At 58.3% G+C, this 21,889-nt stretch carries 20 protein-coding genes and 2 pseudogenes; 12 read left to right on the plus strand and 10 right to left on the minus strand.

Features of this window, described 5'->3' with window-relative positions; genetic code table 11:
- Nucleotides 1-15 precede the first annotated feature (15 nt).
- The 6 genes and pseudogenes from serS to lrp form a co-directional block, all read right to left on the minus strand.
- A complete protein-coding gene (gene serS, locus AC22G1_RS10725) occupies nt 16-1,302 on the minus strand; it encodes a serine--tRNA ligase (RefSeq protein WP_487313381.1) in 1,287 nt (428 codons plus the stop codon).
- Between the two features lie 19 nt (nt 1,303-1,321).
- Nucleotides 1,322-2,665: a replication-associated recombination protein A gene (locus AC22G1_RS10730; protein WP_487313382.1), complete on the minus strand. Its 1,344-nt coding sequence runs from the start codon at nt 2,663-2,665 to the stop codon at nt 1,322-1,324.
- Complete coding sequence (lolA, locus tag AC22G1_RS10735) at nt 2,662-3,264, minus strand: outer membrane lipoprotein periplasmic chaperone LolA (protein ID WP_487313383.1); 603 nt, start codon at nt 3,262-3,264, stop codon at nt 2,662-2,664. The genes AC22G1_RS10730 and lolA overlap by 4 nt, the downstream gene beginning before the upstream one ends.
- Before the next feature lies 1 nt (nt 3,265).
- Nucleotides 3,266-5,098, minus strand: a pseudogene (locus tag AC22G1_RS10740) (DNA translocase FtsK); the annotation flags it as partial.
- Between the two features lie 102 nt (nt 5,099-5,200).
- A pseudogene (locus tag AC22G1_RS10745) lies at nt 5,201-5,746 on the minus strand (DNA translocase FtsK 4TM domain-containing protein); the annotation flags it as partial.
- On the minus strand, nt 5,739-6,230 hold the full coding sequence (gene lrp / locus AC22G1_RS10750; protein WP_050660635.1) for a leucine-responsive transcriptional regulator Lrp: 492 nt from the start codon (nt 6,228-6,230) through the stop codon (nt 5,739-5,741). The gene lrp and the pseudogene AC22G1_RS10745, both read right to left, overlap by 8 nt.
- A gap of 133 nt (nt 6,231-6,363) precedes the next feature.
- Between lrp and ald the strand changes: the two genes are divergently transcribed.
- The 5 genes from ald to infA all read left to right on the plus strand — a co-directional run bounded on the left by ald (nt 6,364) and on the right by infA (nt 10,280).
- Nucleotides 6,364-7,482: an alanine dehydrogenase gene (gene ald / locus AC22G1_RS10755; RefSeq protein WP_050660636.1), complete on the plus strand. Its 1,119-nt coding sequence runs from the start codon at nt 6,364-6,366 to the stop codon at nt 7,480-7,482.
- Nucleotides 7,483-7,575: 93 nt separating this feature from the next.
- Entirely contained in the window at nt 7,576-8,523 is a 948-nt protein-coding gene (trxB, locus tag AC22G1_RS10760) for a thioredoxin-disulfide reductase (RefSeq protein WP_487313384.1), read from the plus strand.
- 73 nt (nt 8,524-8,596) lie between these two features.
- Nucleotides 8,597-9,304, plus strand: coding sequence for a leucyl/phenylalanyl-tRNA--protein transferase (gene aat, locus AC22G1_RS10765; RefSeq protein ID WP_487313385.1), 708 nt, complete (start codon nt 8,597-8,599; stop codon nt 9,302-9,304).
- Entirely contained in the window at nt 9,295-10,014 is a 720-nt protein-coding gene (locus tag AC22G1_RS10770; RefSeq protein ID WP_487313386.1) for an arginyltransferase, read from the plus strand. Before aat ends, AC22G1_RS10770 begins: the two co-directional genes overlap by 10 nt.
- Nucleotides 10,015-10,061: 47 nt before the next feature.
- Nucleotides 10,062-10,280 carry a translation initiation factor IF-1 gene (gene infA, locus AC22G1_RS10775; protein ID WP_008482294.1) on the plus strand — a complete coding sequence of 73 codons (219 nt, stop codon included), beginning with the start codon at nt 10,062-10,064 and terminating at the stop codon, nt 10,278-10,280.
- Between the two features lie 60 nt (nt 10,281-10,340).
- Here the strand turns inward: infA and clpA are convergent, their stop codons facing one another.
- Nucleotides 10,341-12,599 carry an ATP-dependent Clp protease ATP-binding subunit ClpA gene (gene clpA / locus AC22G1_RS10780; RefSeq protein ID WP_487313387.1) on the minus strand — a complete coding sequence of 753 codons (2,259 nt, stop codon included), beginning with the start codon at nt 12,597-12,599 and terminating at the stop codon, nt 10,341-10,343.
- Nucleotides 12,600-12,626: 27 nt separating this feature from the next.
- Complete coding sequence (gene clpS / locus AC22G1_RS10785; protein ID WP_050660672.1) at nt 12,627-12,941, minus strand: ATP-dependent Clp protease adapter ClpS; 315 nt, start codon at nt 12,939-12,941, stop codon at nt 12,627-12,629.
- Nucleotides 12,942-13,142: 201 nt separating this feature from the next.
- On the opposite strand from clpS, the gene cspD reads away from it, so the two are divergent.
- Nucleotides 13,143-13,352: a cold shock domain-containing protein CspD gene (gene cspD / locus AC22G1_RS10790; RefSeq protein ID WP_050660641.1), complete on the plus strand. Its 210-nt coding sequence runs from the start codon at nt 13,143-13,145 to the stop codon at nt 13,350-13,352.
- 108 nt (nt 13,353-13,460) lie between these two features.
- Here the strand turns inward: cspD and AC22G1_RS10795 are convergent, their stop codons facing one another.
- Nucleotides 13,461-15,689 (minus strand): NADP-dependent isocitrate dehydrogenase, encoded by a 2,229-nt coding sequence (locus AC22G1_RS10795; protein ID WP_487313388.1) that lies wholly within the window; start codon nt 15,687-15,689, stop codon nt 13,461-13,463.
- Between the two features lie 237 nt (nt 15,690-15,926).
- Between AC22G1_RS10795 and rluE the strand changes: the two genes are divergently transcribed.
- The 6 genes from rluE to AC22G1_RS10825 all read left to right on the plus strand — a co-directional run bounded on the left by rluE (nt 15,927) and on the right by AC22G1_RS10825 (nt 21,324).
- Nucleotides 15,927-16,541, plus strand: a complete 615-nt coding sequence (gene rluE, locus AC22G1_RS10800) for a 23S rRNA pseudouridine(2457) synthase RluE (protein WP_487313389.1) — start codon at nt 15,927-15,929, stop codon at nt 16,539-16,541.
- A complete protein-coding gene (locus AC22G1_RS10805; RefSeq protein WP_487313390.1) occupies nt 16,538-16,957 on the plus strand; it encodes an NUDIX domain-containing protein in 420 nt (139 codons plus the stop codon). Before rluE ends, AC22G1_RS10805 begins: the two co-directional genes overlap by 4 nt.
- 56 nt (nt 16,958-17,013) lie before the next feature.
- Entirely contained in the window at nt 17,014-18,129 is a 1,116-nt protein-coding gene (gene mnmA / locus AC22G1_RS10810) for a tRNA 2-thiouridine(34) synthase MnmA (RefSeq protein WP_487313391.1), read from the plus strand.
- 8 nt (nt 18,130-18,137) lie between these two features.
- Nucleotides 18,138-18,734 (plus strand): high frequency lysogenization protein HflD, encoded by a 597-nt coding sequence (gene hflD / locus AC22G1_RS10815; RefSeq protein WP_487313392.1) that lies wholly within the window; start codon nt 18,138-18,140, stop codon nt 18,732-18,734.
- Nucleotides 18,734-20,101, plus strand: a complete 1,368-nt coding sequence (gene purB, locus AC22G1_RS10820; protein WP_487313393.1) for an adenylosuccinate lyase — start codon at nt 18,734-18,736, stop codon at nt 20,099-20,101. Before hflD ends, purB begins: the two co-directional genes overlap by 1 nt.
- A gap of 101 nt (nt 20,102-20,202) precedes the next feature.
- Entirely contained in the window at nt 20,203-21,324 is a 1,122-nt protein-coding gene (locus tag AC22G1_RS10825; protein ID WP_487316713.1) for a ribosomal protein uL16 3-hydroxylase, read from the plus strand.
- A 26-nt stretch (nt 21,325-21,350) separates the two neighbouring features.
- Here the strand turns inward: AC22G1_RS10825 and AC22G1_RS10830 are convergent, their stop codons facing one another.
- On the minus strand, nt 21,351-21,818 hold the full coding sequence (locus tag AC22G1_RS10830; RefSeq protein ID WP_487313394.1) for a DUF4826 family protein: 468 nt from the start codon (nt 21,816-21,818) through the stop codon (nt 21,351-21,353).
- Between the last annotated feature and the right edge of the window lie 71 nt (nt 21,819-21,889).

Here is a 21,889-nt window from a genome sequence, read left to right on the forward strand (position 1 = left end):
AAAGGCGCCCTGCTGTTAACCGATATGGGTCTTGCCGCCCATGTAGGCGCGCAGTACTTCAGGTACTTCGATGCGGCCATCGGCAGTTTGGTAGTTTTCCATCACCGCCACCAGGGTGCGGCCGACGGCGAGACCTGAGCCGTTGAGGGTATGTACCAGCTCGGGCTTGTTGGTCTCGGGATTGCGGAACCGCGCCTGCATGCGGCGGGCCTGGAAGTCGCCAACGTTGGAGCAGCTGGAGATCTCGCGGTAGGTGTTTTGCGCCGGCAGCCACACTTCCAAATCGAAGGTCTTGGTGGCGCCAAAGCCCATGTCACCGGTGCAAAGGGCCACGGTGCGATACGGCAGGCCGAGTTTCTCCAGCACGGTTTCGGCGTGGCGAGTCATCTCATCCAGGGCCGCGAAGGAGGTGTCGGGATGGACGATTTGCACCATTTCCACTTTGTCGAACTGGTGCATACGAATAAGGCCACGGGTGTCACGACCGTAAGAGCCGGCTTCAGAGCGGAAACACGGGCTGTGGGCAGTGAATTTCAGCGGCAGACTGGCAGCGTCAACTATCTCGTCGCGCACCAGGTTGGTAAGCGGCACTTCGGCGGTGGGGATCAGCGACAGCATCTGGCGCTCTTCGGTAGCCGGTTTGATGTTAAAGAGATCTTCGCCAAATTTTGGCAGCTGGCCGGTGCCTTTGAGGCTGTCTTCGTTAACGAGATAAGGCACGTAGGTTTCGAGGTAGCCATGCTGCTCGGTGTGCAGGTCCAGCATGAACTGGGCCAGGGCCCGGTGCAGCTTGGCCAACTCGCCGCGCATCACCACAAAGCGAGAACCCGACAGCTTCACGCCGTCTTCAAAAGACAGGCCGTTAAGGGCGCCGCCCAAGTCAACGTGATCTTTGACCTCAAAATCGAACTCACGAGGGGTGCCCCAGCGGCGCACTTCGACGTTTTCGCTTTCGTCTTTACCCACCGGTACCGACTCGTGGGGCAGGTTGGGAATGGCCATGGTGATGGCGTCCCAGTCGGCCAGCACTTTGTCCAGTTCGGCTTTAACGCTGTCCAGCTCGTCGTTGATTTGGGTAACGGCGGCTTTTAGCGGTGCGATGTCTTCACCGCTGCGGGCTGCCTGGCCAATGGCCTTGGAGCGGGTATTGCGCTCGTTTTGCAGCTCCTGGGTGCGCACCTGCAGGGCTTTGCGTTTTTCTTCGAGTTCTTGGATGGCGGCCACATCCAGTTTAAAGCCGCGAGAGGCCAGACGCTCAGCAGTCGCTTCGAGTTCCTGGCGCAGAAATTTGTTATCCAGCATGGTGTTAATTCAGATCCGTTCAGTCTTCGGGCAGTGTACCAGAGCCCTCGGCGTCCGAGTAGCGCTTGACCGGGCTTTGCCGGTCCCTATCCAGCAGATAGTTGAGCTTTTCGCCGATCTTCTGCTCAAGGCCGCGGTTTGAGGGTTGATAGTAACGCCTGTCTTTAAGCTCGGGGGGAAAAAAGTTCTCGCCGGCCGCGTAGGCGCCGGGTTCATCGTGGGCGTAACGGTATTCGGCGCCATAACCGAGCGAGGCCATCAATTTGGTGGGGGCGTTACGAATATGCACCGGCACCGGCAAGTCGCCCGCTTCTTTGGCGTCGCGCCGGGCTGCTTTAAAAGCGGTGTACACGGCGTTGGATTTTGGGGCGCAGGCCATGTAAACGGCAGCTTGGGCAATGGCCCGCTCCCCTTCGGCGGGGCCAACCCGGGTAAAGGTATCCCAGGCATTGAGGCCGATGGTGAGCGCCTTTGGGTCGGCGTTACCGATGTCTTCCGAGGCGATGGCCAACAGGCGCCGCGCCACATACAAAGGGTCGCAGCCCCCTTCGAGCATCCGGCAATACCAATAGAGGGCGGCGTCTGGCGACGAGCCGCGCACCGATTTATGGAAGGCCGAGATCATGTCATAGAAAAGGTCGCCGCCTTTGTCATAGCGGCGGATCTCGGCGCCTAGGGTGGAGGCGATAAGGTCTTTGGTGATACGGCCGTCGTCGGCCATATCCGAGAGCATTTCGAGATAATTCAAGGCCCGGCGGGCATCGCCACCGGCCATTTGGGTGAGCACATCAAGGGCTTCGTCATCAAGGCTAATGCCTTGAAGGCCCTCTGGCGCCACCAACGCCCGTTTAATCAGGCCGCTGATGTCGTCATTTTCGAGGCTTTTAAGCACATAAACCCGGGCCCGGGACAGCAAAGCGCCGTTCAGTTCAAAAGAGGGGTTCTCGGTGGTGGCACCGATAAAGATAAAGGTGCCGTCTTCGATATGGGGCAAAAAGGCGTCTTGCTGGCTTTTGTTAAAGCGGTGCACCTCGTCCACAAACAGCAGGGTTTTGCGGGCCCGGCTGTGGGCCCGTTCCACCACGGCGCGAATATCCTTGATGCCGCTGGTGACCGCCGAGATGCGCTCCACCTCGGCGTCGCTGTAGCGGGCAATGAGTTCGGCAAGGGTGGTTTTACCGGTGCCGGGCGGGCCCCAGAGGATCATCGAGTGGGGTTTACCGGCCTCCAAGGCGCGGCGCAGGGCTTTACCCTCGCCCACCAGGTGCTGCTGGCCTACGTAGTCGTCAAACTTTTTGGGGCGCATCCTGGCGGCCAATGGCTCCACAGGACCGTCCCCAAAATCAAAACCCAAGTTGCTCATCGCTGATCGTCAACCGCCACCCCGGCCGGCGGGGTAAAGCTGAAGCTGACTTTGTCGTCCTTGGCGCGGGGCGACTGAAAATCGGAAAAGGTAACGGTATTTTGCTGGCCGGAGGCGTCGTGAATAACCAGGCCCGCCACCTTGTTGGCGCTGAATTTCACGGTAAGGGCGGTGACGTAGGCGTCTTTTTCGTCCTTGGGTTTGATGTCGTAATCCTGGCCGTTGGCCTTGATGTCAAACTGGCTCCACACTGCTGGGTCCTGGCTTGAGAGCAGCAGCATCGGGGTGCGGCCCACCGCTTCTTTGGGCGAGTAGAGGGTCACTTGCTCCACGAAGGGGTTGTACAGCCACAGGGTTTTGCCGTCTGACACCAGCAGGGTTTCGTCGGGTGATTGGGTGTGCCAATAGAGCTTTTGCGGGCGCTCTACCGCCATTTCCCCGGTGGCCTGCATGGCCAAGTTGCCTTCGCCATCCACCACTTTTTGGGAAAAGTTGGCCGAAAAGCTCTGGTACTGGGCCAGCTTGGTTTTCAAATCAGTGGCATCGTCCGCCATCGCCAGGGAACTGGCCAACAAACACGCCAGCGCAACTACTCGCATATTATTCTCCGTGGTGAGGTACCAGCACGTCGCGGTTACCGTTGTGGCCGGCAGGTGAAACGATGCCGGCCATTTCCATCTGTTCAATCAGGCGCGCGGCGCGGTTGTAGCCGATTTTAAGCTTGCGCTGCACGCTGGAGATGGAGCCGCGGCGGCTCTCGATAACAAAGGCCACAGCTTCATCGTAAAGGGGGTCTTTCTCGGCATCGTCTTCCATGGACTCGCCCGGCAGCAAGGTCTCTTGGGTCATCTCGCCAGAGAGAATGGCGTCGATGTACTGGGGCTTGCCGCGTTTTTTCCAGTCTTCCACCACCCGGTGCACTTCGTGGTCGTCTACAAAGGCGCCGTGAACACGGGTCGGCACACCGGAGCCCGGCGGCAGGTACAGCATGTCACCCTGGCCCAACAGGCTCTCGGCCCCTTGCTGGTCCAAGATGGTGCGCGAATCGATTTTACTGGACACCTGAAAGGCGATACGGGTAGGGATATTGGCCTTGATAAGGCCGGTGATTACGTCCACCGACGGGCGCTGGGTCGCCAGAATCAGGTGAATACCGGCCGCCCTCGCCTTCTGGGCGATACGAGCGATGAGTTCTTCCACCTTCTTGCCGACGATCATCATCATGTCGGCAAATTCGTCCACCACCACCACGATGCGCGGCAAGGGCTCGAGGTCCGGCGCGACCGGCTCCATGGAGCTGTTGGGGTTCCACAAGGGGTCTTTAAGGGGCGCGCCGTCTTTGATGGCGTCTTTAACCTTTTGGTTAAAGCCCTTGAGGTTACGCACCCCCATCATGGACATCAGCTTGTAGCGCCGCTCCATTTCCCCAACGCACCAGCGCAGGGCGTTGGCGGCGTCTTTCATGTCGGTGACCACCTCGGCCAGCAGGTGCGGAATGCCCTCGTAGACCGACAGTTCCAGCATTTTCGGGTCAATCATAATGAGGCGCACGTCTTCCGGGGTGCTCTTATACAGGAGCGACACCAGCATCACGTTAACCCCCACCGACTTACCCGAGCCGGTGGTACCGGCCACCAGCAGGTGGGGCATTTTGGCCAAATCTACCACCACCGAGTTACCGGCGATGTCTTTACCCAGCACCATGGCGAGCGGCGAGGCGTTGTCATTGAATTTGTCGTCGTTGATAACTTCAGACAGGTACACCACTTCGCGGTGCTGGTTGGGCACCTCAAGGCCGATAACCGATTTACCAGGGATCACCTCCACCACCCGCACCGAAATGGCCGACAGCGCCCGTGCCAAGTCTTTGGAAAGGTTGGAGATTTTGGAGACTTTAACCCCTGGGGCCAAATCCAGCTCAAAACGGGTGATAACGGGGCCGGGGTGCACATCCACCACGTTGGCCTGTACGCCAAAGTCCAGCAGCTTTTCTTCCACCAGGCGGGACACCATGTCCAGCTCTTCCTGGCTGATGGGGTTGCGGTTTTTATCGGGGCGGTCCAAGAGGTTCATGGACGGCAGCGGCGCCATGTCTGTGCCTTGGCTACCAGCCATGGCCTCGTCCAGCACCTCGGTAAAGGCCGGCGCGGCTTTCACTTGGGCCTTGGGCGGCGCGGCAACGGCCACATCGGCCGGTTCGTCCAGCCAGGGCAGCTCCAGCTCGTCGTCGTCTTCGTCGTCAAGAGCGGTAGAAAGGGACAGCAGCGGCTCTTCTTTCTTGGCAGGCTCCGCCTTGGCCTTGGGCGCACTGCCAAGGCTCAGCACCGGCTCTTTAGGCTCAATACGTTTGGGCTCGGGGGCGGGCTCGTCTTCTTCAGGCTCGATATCGAGGGTTTGGGGCTTGTCGGCCCGCGATTGGGTAGCGATGCCGGCAATCTTTTCCCAGCACCAAAGGGCCCCTTCCACCACTAAGGCGCCGAGGCGGTCTACCACCGCGACCCAAGACAGGCCTGTCACCATGGTTATGCCGGCGGCGGTCAGCGCCAGCAGGATAAGGAGGGTACCGACAAAGTTAAACCAGGGGCGAAGGGCGGTGGCCATCAGGTCCCCCACCAGGCCGCCGGCCGAGTAGGTGTGGATATCGCCAAGGTAGACTGACGACAACCCGGCAAGGCCGAGGAAACTCAGCACCACGCCAATCAGGCGAAGGCCGGCCGCGAGATAGTCAATCTCCACCAATGAGCGGTAGTGGCGAAAGCAAAACCAGCCGCACAGCGCTACCAAAAAGGGCAACAGATAGGCCAGTAGGCCGGCGCTGAACAACAAAATATCGGCCACCCAGGCGCCGATGGTGCCAGCGGCATTTTGGATGTGGCCCGGCACGCCGGTTTGCGACCAGCCGGGGTCAGCCGGGTTGAAGCTTGCCAGGGCCACCAGCAGAAATAATGAGAAAAGGGTGCAAAGTACCAGACCGGCTTCCAAAAGCCGCTGTACACCGGATAAGCGTCTGAGCTCCATGCGCTCCAAGGGCCCTACTCCAAACTTGTTTCTTAACTTTGCGATGATACCAGCCTCACCCATCAATCAGTACCTTGGATACGTTTTTCACTTCTTCCATCACCACATAGGTACGGGTTTCCTTCACCCCCGGCAGCCTTAGCAGGGTCTCCCCTAAAAGCTCGCGGTAAGCAGACATATCCGCTACCCGGGTCTTAAGGAGGTAGTCAAAATCACCAGACACCAGATGGCACTCCTGGATGATGTCGAGCCGTTGTACCGCCAGGTTGAACTGGTCAAATACCTCGGACGAGGTGCGCTCCAACGTCACCTCCACAAACACCAGCAGCGCCGCCCCCAAGTGGCGAGGGTTTATAATGGCGGTGTATCCCTGAATAAAGCCTTGCCGTTCAAGGCGTTTTACCCTTTCCAAACAAGGCGTTGGCGACAGCCCCACTCGCTTGGATAATTCCACGTTGGAAAGGCGGCCATCATTTTGCAGCTCTTTCAATATGTTGCGATCGATGCGGTCGAGTTCTTTGACCCCTTTTCGAGCAGAAGGCAGCATAAAATCTCTAGGGATATGGGCTTTATCAGAACAAAATACTGAAAAATCCCTAAATAAAGCAACTCATTCTCTAAGTGGGTCCCTATACTGGCGGCAATTTCACTACCCCTTTGATAACAATAGGAAACAGCAGATGATCATCGGCGTACCAAAAGAAATAAAAAACCACGAATACCGCGTCGGCATGGTGCCCGCTTCCGTACGTGAGCTGGTGAACCACGGCCACCAGGTGATCGTGGAAACCAACGCTGGCCTTGGTATCGGTTTTACCGACGAAGACTACCAAGCCGCCGGTGCCGCCATCATTGGCAGCGCTGAAGAGGTGTTTGCCAAAGCCGAGATGATCGTTAAGGTCAAAGAGCCCCTGGCCAACGAGCGCGCCCGCCTGCGCGACGGCCAACTGCTGTTTACCTACCTGCACCTGGCCCCCGACCTGGCCCAGACCGAAGATCTGGTCAAATCCGGCGCCGTGTGTATCGCCTACGAAACCGTGACCGAAGACAAAGGCGGCCTGCCGCTGCTGGCCCCCATGTCTGAAGTGGCTGGCCGTATGTCTATCCAAGCCGGTGCCCAGGCGCTTGAAAAATCCCGTGGCGGCAGCGGCCTGCTGATCTCCGGCGTGCCCGGCACTGAACCTGCCAAAGTGGTAGTGATTGGTGGCGGCGTAGTGGGCTCCAACGCCGCCCGTATCGCCGTTGGCATGCGTGCCGATGTGACCATTCTTGACCGTAACATCGACGCCCTGCGCCGCCTGGACGCCGAGTTCAACGGCCGCGCCAAAGTGGTTTACTCCACCGCTGACGCCCTTGAGCGCCACGTGCTGGAAGCCGACCTGGTGATCGGTGCCGTGCTCATCCCCGGCGCCGCCGCGCCCAAGCTGGTCACTGCCGACCACATCAAACGCATGAAGCCCGGTAGCGCCATTGTTGACGTGGCCATCGACCAAGGCGGCTGCTTTGAGACTTCCAAAGCCACCACCCACGCCGACCCGACCTACATCGTGGACGACGTAGTGCACTACTGCGTGGCCAACATGCCTGGCGCCGTGGCCCGCACCTCCACCTTCGCCCTGAACAACGCCACCCTGCCCTACATCATCAAACTGGCCAACAAGGGCTACAAACAAGCCCTGCTGGACGACAAGCACCTGCTGGCCGGCCTGAACGTGATGAACGGCAAGGTCACTTGTAAAGAAGTGGCTGAAGCGCACGGTCTGGAATACGTAGCTCCGCTGGCCCTGCTTGGCGCCTGAGCGATTGCTTGAATCGAAAAGCCCTGCGAAAGCGGGGTTTTTTGTTTGGGCCCTTTTCCATAGAATGCGGGCAAAGAAATTTGAGGAGTACTTATGAAACACGCTCGTTTGATGATTTTGGGCTCAGGCCCTGCAGGCTACACCGCTGCGGTGTACGCCGCTCGAGCCAACCTCAACCCTGTTTTGATCACCGGCATGCAGCAAGGTGGCCAGCTGACCACCACCACCGAAGTGGAGAACTGGCCCGGTGACGCCGATGACCTGACCGGCCCGCTGCTGATGGAGCGGATGCAGCGCCACGCCGAGAAATTCAACACCGAGATCATTTTTGACCACATCGGTTCAGTGGATTTCTCCAAGCGCCCCTTCGTGCTGAAAGGCGACAACGGCGAGTACTCCTGTGACGCTCTTATCATCGCCACCGGCGCCTCAGCCAAATACTTGGGCCTTGAGTCCGAAACCGCCTTTGCCGGCCGCGGCGTCTCCGCCTGTGCCACCTGTGACGGTTTCTTCTACCGCAACCAAAAAGTGGCGGTAGTCGGCGGCGGCAACACTGCTGTGGAAGAAGCGCTGTATCTGGCCAACATCGCCGGTGAAGTGCACATGGTGCACCGCCGCGACAGCTTCCGCGCAGAGAAGATCCTCATCGACCGTCTCTACAAGAAAGTGGAAGAAGGCAAGATCGTGCTGCATCTTAACCGTACCCTCGAAGAAGTACTGGGTGACGACATGGGTGTTACCGGGGTGCGCCTGGCTTCTACCCTTGGCGAAGCCGATGAGGAAGTGGCAGTAGCCGGTACCTTTATCGCCATCGGCCACAAGCCCAACACCGACATCTTCGCTGACCAGTTGGACATGAAAGACGGCTACCTGAAGGTGCAAAGCGGCCTGGAAGGCAACGCCACCCAGACCTCAGTACCCGGTATCTTCGCCTGCGGCGACGTCATGGACCACATCTACCGCCAGGCCATCACTTCGGCCGGCACCGGCTGTATGGCCGCCCTGGATGCCGAGCGTTATCTCGACAGCCTCGACAACTAATCTAAAAGGGCCGCTTTCGCGGCCCTTTTAGTTAGCGCTACACTCAAGGAGTAGAGGATGTATTGCGAACGCCATGACCATAGCGCTACCCGAATTACCTGATAACCCCTGCCTTTTTCCTGATCCGGTGCACGCACTGGACCAGCCTAATGGCCTGCTCGCCTTTGGCGGCGACCTCTCCCCTACCCGGCTGATGACCGCCTATCGCCAGGGGATCTTCCCTTGGTTTAATCCCGGCGAACCCATTTTATGGTGGTCGCCGAACCCTCGCGGGGTTGCGGTACCGGGAGATATGGCCATTTCATCAAGCCTGAGAAAATGGCTGCGAAAAACCCCTTACCAATACCGCTGTAACACCGCCTTTGGCGAGGTACTGACCGGCTGCGCAGGCCCCAGGAACGGCCAGCGCGGTACCTGGCTAAGCCCACAGATGCGGGCGGCCTACACCAAGCTCAATGAGCTTGGCTATGCCCACAGCGTTGAGGTATGGCTGGAGGGCGAACTGGTAGGTGGGCTTTACGGCATCACCATCGGCCGCATCTTTTGCGGCGAGTCGATGTTTCACAAAACGCCCAATGCCTCCAAGGCCGCCTTTGCTGCCTTGCACGCGAGACTTCAAGGCCATGCCCGGCTGATAGACTGCCAGCTGATGAACCCGCATCTGGCCACCCTCGGCGTGAAGGAAATGCCGCGCAGCCAATACCTGGGCATATTGGCCGAAGAGCGGGACAAAACCATGAGCCCGGCGCTCTGGCAACAAGGAGAATGGCCATGTCCGTAAATCTCCTCAAAGGCCTCTATTGTGGCCTGACCAAGCCCTTCCCCTGTGCTTATCTGCCCGATAAAAACGAGCAGCTGCTGGTGGTGACTCAATCCCCCATGGACGCCGAGCGCTACGAGATGCTGCTGGCCATGGGCTTTCGCCGTAATGGCTCAGACGTTTATCGCCCCTATTGCAACCAATGCCAGGCCTGCGAATCGGTGCGGGTCGATGTTGAAGCCTTTAGCCCCGATAGGCGCCAGCGCCGGGTCCTTGCCAAAAACCAGGACGTATCGCTGCGCATCGAGCACCAGTTCCAGCCCCATCACTTTGATCTGTATTGCCGCTACATCAGTGCCAGGCACCGCGACGGCGGCATGTACCCGCCGTCCGAGAGCCAACTGACGCATTTTGCCAAGGCCAATTGGCTACCCATGACCTTGCTGTGCCTTTACCGGGGTAAAACCTTGCTGGCCTGCGCCGTTACCGACGAAACGCCCCTGGCCTACTCGGCCCTTTACACCTTTTTTGACCCCGATGAAGACAAACGGTCTTTGGGTACCCTGGGTGTTTTAATGCAGCTAGAGGCCGCTAAAACACGGGCTAAAAAGTGGCTTTACCTTGGATATCAAATCGATGCGTGCAAGAAAATGAACTACAAAACCCAGTACCACCCCTATGAGCGATACAGTGATGGTGCATGGCAACGCTTTACAGGGGCCGCCACTTGAGGCAAGATCGGCGCCGATTTCTCGGTAATAAGAGGTTTTGCATCTAAATGTCGAAAGAAGACGTGATTGAGTTGCAGGGAACAATCCTGGAAACCCTGCCCAACACCATGTTCCGCGTCGAGCTTGAAAACGGCCACGTGGTAACCGCCCACATCTCCGGTAAAATGCGCAAGAACTACATCCGTATCCTGACCGGTGATACCGTTACCGTGCAGATGACGCCGTACGACCTGAGCAAGGGCCGCATCGTCTTCCGCCAGCGTTGATGGAAAACCTCATTAAAAAACCCGCCTGAAGGCGGGTTTTTTAATTGGGCCTGAGAATCCTCAGGCCGTGGTGGCAGCTTCTTGGCCGGCCACATCCAGTTTCAGATCGTCATCAGCGACGGTCACCAACACCCGCCCACCTTCTGCCAGCTTGCCAAACAGCAGCTCGTTGGCCAGCGGCTTCTTGAGGTGCTCTTGGATAACCCTGGCCATGGGGCGAGCGCCCATGGCGTGGTCGTAGCCCTTCTCTGCCAGCCAGGTTTTGGCTTCGGCATCGACTTCGAGAGTCACGCCACGGGCATCGAGCTGGGCTTCCAGTTCGGCCAGGAATTTCTCCACCACCTGGGCGATAACCGCCGGGCTCAAATGATTGAACCAGATGATCCCGTCCAGACGGTTACGAAACTCGGGGCTAAATACCCGGTTGATCTCGTCCAGGGCGTTATCGTCATGCTCGACCGATTTAAAGCCCATGGATTTGCGCTCGGTTTCCCGAACCCCGGCGTTGGTGGTCATCACCAGGATAACGTTACGAAAATCCGCCTTACGGCCGTTGTTGTCGGTCAGGGTGCCGTTGTCCATCACCTGCAGCAGCAGGTTAAAGACATCCGGGTGCGCCTTCTCGATTTCGTCCAAGAGCACCACCGAATGGGGGTGTTTGATAACGGCTTCAGTCAGCAGGCCGCCCTGGTCGTAGCCAACATAGCCCGGAGGGGCACCGATCAGGCGGGATACCGTATGACGCTCCATGTACTCGGACATGTCAAAGCGGATGAGCTCAACCCCCATCTGGCGCGCCAGCTGCTGGGTGATCTCGGTCTTACCAACCCCGGTGGGGCCGGCAAAGAGGAACGAGCCCACCGGTTTGTGCTCAACCCCAAGCCCGGCCCGGCTCAAGCGGATACTGGCTGACAGGGCGTCGATGGCCTTGTCCTGGCCAAACACCACCAGCTTGAGGTTCCTGTCCAGGGCCGCCAAGGTGTCCTTGTCGTTGCTGGATACGGATTTTTCCGGGATGCGGGCCATACGGGCCACCACAGACTCGATATCCGCTTCGTTGACAGTCTTTCTGCGTTTGGGCATCAAGCGGGCACGGGCGCCAGCTTCGTCAATCACATCGATGGCTTTATCCGGCAGGTGCCGCTCATTGATGTATTTGGCCGACAGCTCCGCCGCCGCCTTCAGGGCGCCTTGGGTGTAGCGCACATCATGGTGATCCTCGTAATGGCTTTTCAGCCCCTGGAGAATCTTGATGGTGTCGCTGACCGACGGCTCAACGATGTCGATTTTTTGGAAGCGACGAGCCAGGGCCACATCCTTTTCAAAAATACCGCGGTACTCCTGATAGGTGGTAGAGCCCATACATTTGATGTTGCCCGAGGCCAGCAGCGGTTTGATGAGGTTGCTGGCATCGGTCTGGCCACCTGAAGCGGCGCCGGCGCCAATCAGGGTGTGGATCTCATCGATAAAGAGGATGGCGCCGTCTTCTTCTTTGAGCTCCTTAAGGAGGCCCTTGAAGCGTTTTTCAAAGTCGCCGCGGTACTTGGTACCGGCCAACAGCGCGCCCATGTCCAACGAATAAACGGTGCAATGGGCAATCAAGTCAGGCACTTCGCCATCGACAATGCGCTTGGCAAGGCCTTCGGCGAGAGCGGTTTTACCCACCCCGGCTTCCCCGACAAAAAGCGGATTGTTCTTACGGCGGCGGCACAGCACCTGCACCGTGCGCTCAAGCTCGGCCTCACGGCCAATAAGGGGATCGATGCGGCCGCTCTCGGCCTGCTCGTTAAGGTTCACGGTGAGCATATCTAGGTAGCTCTCGGCCTTACCTTCAGCCTCGGCTTCCTTGGGCGGGATCTCGCCGCCAGGGGACTGTTCGTCTTCGTGTTTGCGCACACCGTGGGAAATGAAATTCACAACGTCAAGGCGGGTGATGTCGGCCTTACGCAGGATATAAACCGCCTGGCTTTCCTGCTCGCCGAAGATGGCCACCAGCACGTTGGCTCCGGTGACTTCCTCTTTTCCGGAGCTTTGCACGTGGAATACCGCGCGCTGCAACACCCGCTGGAAGCCCAGCGTCGGCTGGGTTTCGCGATCGTCGTCGTCTTCCGGAATACGGGGGGTGGTTTGATCGATAAAGCTGCTCAGCTCATTGCGCAGTTGAGGGAGATCTGCACCGCAGGCGCTGAGCGCTTCTGCTGCTGCACTGTTATCTAACAGCGCCATCAGCAGGTGCTCCACGGTGAGATATTCGTGGCGTTCGTTCCTGGCACGACGGAAAGCTTCGTTCAGGCTTTGCTCGAGCTCTTTATTCAGCATGTACGCCCCCTTGGTTTACTACTTGGGTCAAGCCGGTTCCATGGCACAAAGTAAGGGATGACCGTTGTCCCTTGCAAAGCGGTTCACCTGAGCCACTTTGGTTTCAGCGACATCTGCGCTGAACACTCCACACACCCCTTTTCCCTGATAATGCACTGACAACATTACCTGAGTTGCCTTCTCATGATCCATGGCAAAAAAGCGTTGCAGAATTAGCACCACAAAATCCATGGGGGTGTAATCGTCATTCATGAGAACCACTTTATACATAGGCGCACGCTTGAGCGCCGGATCTGCATTCTGTGTTTTCTCTGTATGTTGAATATCGGTACTGCCAGCCATGCTTTTCAAGTCCTGTATTAAGATTTTTTGCTCGCAAGCACCCTTGCGAAATGTTTGCTCATTGGTTGTTAATTCAGTGTTAAAAAAAACTTGACTCAAAGGTTTTCTTCACTAAATTGTACTTTGAGGTAGGTCGGGGCTCCACTCGTGTAGCTTGTACCGACGAGATGCAATCAGGTTAACAAATGACGGGAATGACGTATGGCTATCGGAACAGTCAAATGGTTCAACAACGCCAAGGGCTTCGGTTTTATTTGTCCTGAGGGGGGCGGCGAAGACGTCTTCGCTCATTACTCTACCATTCAAATGGATGGTTACCGAACGCTCAAAGCCGGCCAGGAAGTAAATTTCGACATGACTCAGGGGCCTAAAGGCTATCACGCCGTTAACATTAAGCCCCAGGAAAGGTGACCGTCACCGAGCCCGGCCACCAAAGCCCCCGCCACGGGGGTTTTTTTATGCCCGTCATCCCATAAAAAAACCGCCTCATGTGAGGCGGTTTTTTAGTACCAAAGCGGCTTAGAGCGCGGCAATAGCGGCGTTCAGGGTTTGGCTCGGGCGCATGGCCTTGGCGGCCAGCTCCAGGTTGGGCTTGTAGTAACCGCCGATGTCCATGGCAACGCCCTGGGCACCGTTCAGCTCGCCAACGATGGCCTCTTCCTCTTTGGTGAGGGTTTCAGCCAGGCCGGCAAACTGGGCTTTGAGCTCAGCATCTTTGTCCTGGGTAGCCAGGGCCTGAGCCCAGTACATGGCCAGGTAGAAGTGGCTGCCACGGTTGTCGATTTGACCCACTTTACGGGCAGGCGACTTGTTGTTGTCCAGGAACTTGGCAGTCGCCTGGTCAAGGGTGTCGGCCAGCACTTGGGCTTTGGGGTTGCTATTGAACTGGGCCAGGTGCTCCAAAGAAGCGGCCAGGGCCAGGAACTCACCCAGGGAATCCCAACGCAGGTAGTTTTCTTTTTCAAACTGCTGCACGTGCTTGGGCGCAGAGCCGCCAGCACCGGTTTCGAACAGGCCGCCGCCGTTCATCAGCGGCACGATGGACAGCATCTTGGCGCTGGTACCAAGCTCGAGGATCGGGAACAGATCAGTGAGGTAGTCGCGCAGCACGTTACCGGTTACGGAGATGGTGTCCTTGCCGTCTTTCATGCGGGCCAGGGAGTAACGGGTGGCCTCAACCGGAGACTTAACCAGGATCTCAAGGCCGCTGGTGTCGTGCTCGGGCAGGTAGGCATGCACTTTTTTGATGATCTCGGCGTCGTGGCCACGGTTTTCGTCCAGCCAGAACACCGCCGGGGTGCCGGTAGCACGGGCGCGGTTAACGGCCAGCTTGACCCAGTCGCGAATAGGCGCGTCTTTGGTCTGGCACATACGCCAGATATCACCGGCTTCCACGCTGTGCTCAAGCAGCACGGCGCCGCTGGCATCGACTACCCGTACGGTGCCGGCAGCAGCGATCTCGAAGGTTTTGTCGTGAGAACCGTACTCTTCGGCTTTTTGCGCCATCAGGCCGACGTTGGGCACAGAGCCCATGGTGCGGGGGTCAAAAGCGCCGTTTTCTTTACAAAACGCGATGGTTTCTTGGTAAACACCGGCGTAGCTGCGGTCAGGGATCACCGCCTTGGTGTCTTGCTGCTCGCCTTTGGCGTTCCACATTTGGCCGGAGCTGCGGATCATCGCCGGCATAGAGGCGTCGATTATCACATCAGAAGGCACGTGCAGGTTGGTAATACCGCGGTCAGAATCCACCATGGCCAGCGCCGGGCTGTTGTCGTACACAGCGCTAAGCTCAGCTTCGATGGCCTGGCGCTGCTCGGCTGGCAGCTCCGGCAGGCGCGCGTACAGGTCACCGATACCGTTGTTTACGTCCACACCCAGCTGCTTGAAAAGATCGCTGTGCTTGGCGAAAACGTCTTTGTAGAACACCTTTACCGCGTGGCCGAAGATGATGGGGTCGGAAACCTTCATCATGGTGGCTTTCATGTGCAGGGAGAACAGCACGCCTTGGGCCTTGGCGTCGGCGATTTGCTCTGCGAAGAAGGCTTCCAGTGCGTTTTTGCTCATGGTGGAGGCGTCAATCACCTCACCGGCCAGCAGGGCCAGCTTGTCTTTGAGCACCACTTTGCTGCCATCGGCCTTGACCAGCTCGATGCTGACGTTGGCGGCGTCTTTGAGGGTCACGGATTTTTCAGAGCCGTAGAAGTCGCCATCGGCCATGCTGGCCACGTGAGACTGGGAGTCTTTGCTCCAGGCACCCATGGAATGGGGGTGCTTGCGGGCGTACTGCTTGACGGAGGCCGGGGCGCGGCGGTCAGAGTTACCTTCGCGCAGTACCGGGTTTACCGCAGAGCCTTTGACCTTGTCATAACCGGCTTTGATGGCTTTCTCGGCGTCGTTTTTCGGCTCTTCCGGGTAGTCGGGCAGTTTGTAGCCCTGGGCCTGCAGCTCCTTGATGGCCGCTTTTAACTGCGGCACAGACGCGGAGATGTTGGGCAGCTTGATAATGTTGGCGTCGGGAGTCTTGGCCAGTTCGCCAAGTTCGGCCAAATCATCGCCGATGCGCTGGGCGTCGGTCAGATATTCGGGGAAGGTGGCGATGATACGACCGGCCAGGGAAATGTCCCGGGTCTCAACGGCCACGCCAGCCTTAGCGGCATAGGCTTCAATGATGGGCAGCAGAGACTGGGTTGCAAGTGCCGGAGCTTCGTCGGTGATGGTGTAAATAATCTTCGACTTGCCTGTTGTCATAATTACAACTTCCTAAGCGTGAGTGGCGAATCATCTTCGCAGTGCTCGAAGGGAAAGGCCCTTCGAAAGTGTGAAGTAGGTAGCAGAGTATACCAACACCAACCGACATTGTGCGCAACTGCAATCTGGGTAGGACCAGTTGCGCAGCTTTTGTTCAAACCCGAAGCCCGCCGCTTTGGCCAAGGCCGCCAGGATGCTAGCCTTAGGCCATTCGCCTTTTTCGGTTAAGGTTATCGATTGCAACCCAAGCGCCCTTTTCAGCGCCAGCCGCGTACCGCGCGCCCGGCTCGCCGCCCTGTCGTCAATAAAGGTCCAGCCAGGCTGGTGCTGTTCAACAAACCTTTTGATGTTCTGTGCCAGTTTACCGATGAAGCCGGTCGCCAGACCTTAAAGGACTTTATTCCCATCCCTGATATCTATGCCGCCGGGCGCCTCGACCGCGACTCAGAAGGCCTGTTGCTGCTCACCAACGACGGCGGCCTCAATGCCCGCCTGACCCAGCCGGGTAAAAAGACCGCCAAAACCTATTGGGTGCAGGTAGAAGGGGCGCCAACAGAGGCAGAGCTTAGCCCGCTGCGCCAAGGGGTGACCTTAAAAGACGGCCCCACCCTGCCCGCCAAGGTCAAGGTAATAGAAGAGCCGGCGCTTTGGCCAAGAACCCCGCCGGTGCGTTTCCGAAAGGCCATTCCCACCACCTGGCTTGAAATAAGCATCAGCGAGGGGCGTAACCGCCAAGTACGGCGCATGACCGCCCATATCGGCTTTCCCACCTTGCGCTTGGTGCGGGTTGCCATAGGCCCGTACCGGCTTGATGCCCTGCAACCTGGTGAATATATAGAGGTTGCGCCGTGATCCAGGCCGCCACCATCGCCTGGGTTATCGAAGCTAAGGGCCAATACCTCTTTGTTGAAGAAGACATCGGCGGCGTGTTGACCCTCAACCAGCCCGCCGGGCACTGGGAGCGCGGCGAAAACCTCATCGAGGCGGCCAAGCGCGAGTTAAAAGAGGAAACGGGCCTGAGCCTTTCGCCTGAAGGCCTGGTGGGGCTTTATCATTTGGAGCTTCCCCATAAGACCTTCTGGCGCCACGTGTTTTACGCGCGTCTGCCAGCGCCGGTAGACACCTACCCCGAAGACAGCGACATCCTTCGCTGCCTCTGGCTTACCCCCAAAGCACTTGAAAATCGCCCCCTTCGCAGCCATTTGGTGGTTGAGGCCATCCTCGATTTCGAGGCTGGCAGCCATTACCCCTTGTCTGTGCTGCGCTAGGCATTGCCTTTTGCTACAATGCGCGCACTTTTTTCGCCGAGGTTATTTGAAGTCCCATGAGCGACAAGCCCCTTAGTGAGACCAAAGTCATCGTCGGCATGTCCGGCGGTGTGGATTCTTCTGTCTCTGCCTACCTGCTCAAAGCCCAGGGTTACCAGGTCGAAGGCCTGTTCATGAAGAACTGGGAAGAGGACGACGACACCGATTACTGCACCGCTGCCGAAGACATGGCGGACGCGCAGGCCGTGTGCGACAAGCTCGGTATCAAATTGCACAAAATCAACTTCGCCGCCGAGTACTGGGACAACGTGTTCGAGTACTTCCTTGACGAGTACAAAGCCGGGCGCACCCCTAACCCGGACATCATGTGCAACAAGGAAATCAAGTTCAAAGCCTTCCTTAACTACGCGGCCGATGCCCTTGGCGCCGATTTTATCGCTACCGGCCACTACGTGCGTAACCGCGTCGTGGACGGCCACTGGCAACTGCTGCGCGGCCTTGACGACAACAAGGATCAGTCCTACTTCCTCTACGCCCTTGGCGAGCAGCAAGTGGGCCAGACCCTGTTCCCGGTGGGCGAGCTGCCCAAGCCCGAGGTGCGCCGCATCGCCGAAGAGCAAGGCCTTATCACCGCCAAGAAAAAAGACTCCACCGGTATCTGTTTTATCGGTGAGCGCAAATTTAAAGACTTCCTGCAGCGCTTTTTGCCGGCCCAGCCCGGTGATATCGAAACGCCGGAAGGAGACATCATCGGCCGCCACGAAGGGCTGATGTATCACACCCTTGGCCAGCGCAAGGGCCTTGGCATCGGTGGCCTGAAAAACGCCTCTGACGACCCTTGGTACGTGGTGGACAAAAACGTCGAGCGCAACGTGCTGGTGGTGGCCCAGGGCCATGACCACCCGCTGCTGTTCTCCAACGGTCTCATTGCCACCCAGCTCGATTGGGTTGACCGCAACGGCCCGCTTGAAACCACCCGGCTGACCGTCAAGACCCGCTATCGCCAGCACGACATCGACTGCACCGTCGAGCCCTTGGCCAATGGCGACGTCAAAGTGCTGTTCGACGAGCCGCAAATTGCCGTGACCCCCGGCCAAAGCGCCGTTTTTTATCAAGGCGAAGTCTGCCTGGGCGGTGGCATCATCCAACGTTATATCCGAGGTGAGCAATGAGCCGGGCCATGGCACTTGCCGCTAGCGCCCAGGCGGTAAGCCTGGTGCAAAAAATCGCCCGTCAGGGCAGCTGCGACATGGACGACTTCTATGCCGTGGTGAAAGGCGTGCTGGTTACCAACCCCCAGGTGCCGGCCGATGTCTACGCCGGTGGCAACCTCGACACCGGCTATCGGCTGGTGATTGAGCTGCTTGGCGACACCTCCTCTCGCAAGGACCCGGAGCTGACCCGCTACCTGATAGGCCTCTTGGCCCTGGAGCGCCGCCTTGCCAAGCGCCGCGACGTGCTGGCCCTGATGGGCGAGCGCATCGAACAAGTCAAACGCCAGGTCAGCCACTACGGCATCGAGGATGAAAAAGTCCTCAACAACCTGGCCGATATTTACGTTGAACTCATCAGCCCCCTGGGTGCGCGCATCCAGGTGGCCGGATCCCCTATCCATCTGCAACAAAGCCTCAACCAACACCGCGTACGGGCCGCCCTTCTAGCCGGTATCCGCGCTTTGGTGTTGTGGCGTCAACTGGGCGGCAACCGCTGGCAGTTACTGCTCAAGCGTCGCGCTCTGGTCGATGAGGCCCGCCAATCCTTAAGGAGCCCCCAATAATGGAACTGTCCGCCCTGACAGCCATCTCCCCCGTCGACGGCCGCTACGGTAGCAAGGCCGCCGCACTGCGCCCGATCTTCTCGGAGTTCGGTCTCATTAAATATCGCGTCCAGGTAGAAGTGCGCTGGCTGCAGCTGCTGGCCGGTGAGCCGAAGATAGCCGAGGTTCCGGCGCTCTCCGACGCGGCTAATGCGGCCCTTAACGCAATCGTTTCCGGCTTTAGCGAAAGCGACGCCCAGCGGGTCAAAGACATCGAGAAAACCACCAACCACGACGTGAAAGCAGTGGAGTATTTTCTCAAGGAAAAAGTGGCCGACAACAGCGAGCTAAACGCCGTTACCGAGTTCATCCACTTTGCCTGCACCAGCGAAGACATCAACAACCTCTCCTACGGCCTGATGCTGATGGAAGCCCGCCAGCAGGTGATGTTGCCTTACTGCGACAAGCTGATTGGCGCCGTCAAAGCCCTGGCCGACAAGTACGTCACCGTACCGATGATGGCCCGCACCCACGGCCAGCCCGCCTCCCCCACCACCATGGGTAAGGAAATGGCCAACGTCGCTGTGCGCCTGGAGCGCCAGCGCAAGCAAATCGCCAATGTCGAGCTGCTGGGTAAAATCAACGGCGCCGTGGGTAACTTCAACGCCCACTACAGCGCTTACCCCGATGTTGACTGGCCCGTGCTTTCCGAGCGCTTTGTCACCAGCCTCGGCCTGGTGTGGAACAAATACACCACCCAAATCGAGCCCCACGACTACATCGCCGAGCTGTTTGACGCCCTGGCCCGCTTTAACACCATCTTGATTGATTTTGACCGCGACGTTTGGGGTTACATTGCTCTGGGTCACTTCAAGCAAAAAACCGTGGCCGGCGAGATTGGCTCTTCCACCATGCCCCACAAGGTCAACCCCATCGACTTTGAAAACTCCGAGGGTAACCTGGGCCTGGCCAACGCCGTGTTCGGCCACCTGGCCGCCAAGCTGCCGGTGTCGCGCTGGCAGCGAGATCTCACCGACTCCACCGTGCTGCGTAACCTGGGTGTGGGCACCGCTTACTCGGTAATAGCCTATGAAGCCACCCTCAAAGGCATTTCCAAGCTGGAAGTGAACGAGCAAAGCCTGCTGGACGAGCTCAACCAGAACTGGGAACTGCTGGCCGAGCCCATCCAGACCGTGATGCGCCGCTACGGTATCGAGAAGCCCTACGAGAAGCTCAAAGAGCTGACCCGTGGCCGCCGCGTCGACCAAGCCGGCATGCACGCCTTCATCGACGGCCTGGAGCTGCCTGAGCAGGTCAAAGCCGAGATGAAACTGATGCGCCCCGACAACTACATCGGCATTGCCGAGCAGTTAACCCGGGAACTGTAAAGAGAGCGGCCTTAAGGCCGCTTTTTTTGTGCCGCATCAAGCAGCACGGCGCGCTTTGCGTTACATTACGCCCATCAAAACTCGGTGAACCCACACAGATGATGAAACTGGCTCTCCCCGGCGGTATTCAAGGCTTTTTGACTGAGTACTGGCAGAAAAACCCCTGCCTTATCAAAGGCGGTATCGAAAACTTTGTCGACCCTCTGGACGCCAACGATCTGGCGGGTCTGGCCATGGAAGCGGAAATTGAATCGCGCATCGTGGTCAGAAACGGCGAGCACTGGGACGTGCAGCACGGCCCCTTCGAGCATTTTCCCACCAGCGAGAAAGACTGGACCTTGCTGGTTCAAGCCGTTGACCACTGGTTTGAGCAAAGCAGCGAGCTGATGAACCTCTTTAGCTTCATGCCGCGCTGGCGCATCGACGATTTGATGGTGAGCTTTTCGGTGCCGGGCGGCGGTGTCGGCCCGCATCTTGACCAGTACGATGTCTTTATCATCCAAGGCGAAGGCAAACGCCGCTGGCGGGTGGGTGACAAGCAGCCGCTGAAAACCCAGACCCCGCACCCCAGCCTGTTGCAGGTTGAGCCCTTCAGCGCCGCCCTTATCGATGTAGAGATGGAAGCGGGCGATATTCTTTATATTCCGCCGGGCTTTCCCCACGAGGGCTACGCCATTGAAGCCGCCCTTAACTACTCGGTGGGTTTTCGGGCGCCGTCGGGGCGCGATCTGCTGAGTCATTTTGCTGATCTGGCTATCGATGAAGAGCGTTACAACCACCGCTATGGCGATCCGGACCTTCGGGTGCGCGAACACACCGGCGAAATAACCTTGCCCGAGCTTAACCGCCTGAAATCCAACCTGACCCAGATCTTCGACGACGAAGCCACCTTGCACCGCTTCTTTGGCCTGTACCTGTCAGAAGCCAAGCATGAGTTGGACTTGGCTCCCAGCGAGCCGGAATACGACGTTGACGAAGTGCAGCAACTGTTGGAAGAAGGCGCGGTGCTGCGCCGCCTGGCCGGGGCCCGCGCCCTGTACCTGGCAACGGTCGCCGACACCCTCTTTGTAGACGGTGAAGCCTACCCCATGCCCCAAGCCGCCGCACAAACGCTGGCCGACAGCGATGCGCCCGAACCGGCGCTACTCGCCGCGCAAACCGAGGCGCTGGTGGTGCTGACCCAGCTTATCAATAAAGGCTATTTCTTCTTCGAAGAGGCCTAAAAAAACCGCCCCGAGGGGCGGTTTTTTCATACCGGCTGACGCTGCCAGAGGCCTTCATCTTGATGGATTTGATACAGGCCTTCGGCACGGTTAACCAGCAGGCGGGCAAAATCCAGTTGCACCGGATCGTTGCGGCCAGGGCCCTGCACGATGTTCTCGGCCTGGACTTGCCATGTCAGGTAAAAGTGGCGCAGGGCATCACGGGGGCTGGCTGCGGTTTTTACCGAGACGTGATCGGTGGGCAGGTTGCCAGACAGCACCCAATAATCGGCTACGCGGTTGTTTTCACGGCCTTTAATGCGCCAGATGGCGATAAGGGGCGGCAGCAGGCGGCTCTCGGCCTGAAGTACACCCTGGGGCATGATGCCTTTTTTCGCCAAATAGCTGTTGGCCTTTTGCAGGCTGTCACGCACCCACTGGGCCTCAAGCTCACGACGCTGTTCGTCGGTGATTTGCGGCGCTTGACCTTGTACGTTTTCTTGTTGTTCGGCCATTTTACATTCTCTTATCAATACAGCTTGCGGCCTACGATAACGGGGCCGAGGGCCCTTGGCAAGGGGCCTTA

The organism is Gallaecimonas zhanjiangensis (genome assembly GCF_057624825.1).